Here is an 850-nt window from a genome sequence, read left to right as displayed (position 1 = left end):
TGCGGGCTCCTACCGCGCCGACGGCCCGAACACCACGTCCATCCAACGAAATGACAAGGGTGCAGCACCTTTAAAGGGAAACCCTGACCTGCACCGACCCACGGCGGCCTCATCGCCCCGCCGCTGGCCCCTGGCGCCGATCAGGACGGTCATGCCAGCTCGGCGAGCTGTCCGGCGGCGGCACGGCCGATCCCCTTGTTCTGATCGCCCCGGTGACCAGCGGCCTGAGCCCGGGCAGGGTGGCCTGTCGGGATTAGACCTAATCCCGACACCCGGCTCTGGCGGTGTCATCCGGTGCGGGCGCCGCGGGGTTCGGCGTTCAGGTCAGCTTCGGGAACGGAGGGCCCATGTCGGCGGCTGTCACGTCTCGGTGATGGAGAAAGCGTTGCCGTCGGGGTCGCGGAAGGCAAACATCGGTGGTACGCCGGGCCATTGAAGGATCTCATCGATATCAACGCCGGCGGCGTTGAGGGCCGCGTGCGCGGCCGCTGCGTCGTCGGTGGTGAACCGGATAGTGGTGGGGCCGCGGGTGACGTCTTCGGTGGCCTGCTCCAGCGTGACGACGACGTTGTCGCCGCCGGGTGCGAGCTCGATCCACCGTCCGGTCGGGATCGACTCGTCGCGCAGTACCGTGAAGCCGAGCGTGTCGAACGCCCAGATCTCACGCGGATCGACAGTCCGGTGCCGAGGTGCCGAGGTGCCGAGGTGCCGAGGTGGCTCCGCGGCTAGCTGTGCCGCCATCGGGACCCTGTGGGGCGCTCGGGGCCGCGAGCGCCCCACAGGGGTGGGGCGGGTCAGTATCCGGGGACGTTTACCCGGAACGGTCGGCCGTTGAGGGTGCCGGTGACGG

Annotated in this window: 1 protein-coding gene; it reads right to left on the bottom strand. The window is 69.5% G+C overall.

Annotated features, from left to right (window positions below):
• Positions 1-360: 360 nt before the first annotated feature.
• Complete coding sequence (locus EJK15_RS69690; protein WP_138720981.1) at positions 361-741, bottom strand: VOC family protein; 381 nt, start codon at positions 739-741, stop codon at positions 361-363.
• Positions 742-850 lie beyond the last annotated feature (109 nt).

This window comes from Nonomuraea basaltis, assembly GCF_005893125.1.
GTDB lineage: Bacteria > Actinomycetota > Actinomycetes > Streptosporangiales > Streptosporangiaceae > Nonomuraea > Nonomuraea basaltis.
Note: the sequence above shows the minus strand (reverse complement) of the source record. Positions and strands in the feature narration are given on the sequence as shown.

Coding starts and splice junctions, on each gene's coding strand:
- EJK15_RS69690 (WP_138720981.1), bottom strand. CDS start 741: ATGGCGGCACAGCTAGCCGCGGAGCCACCTCGGCACCTCGGCACCTCG.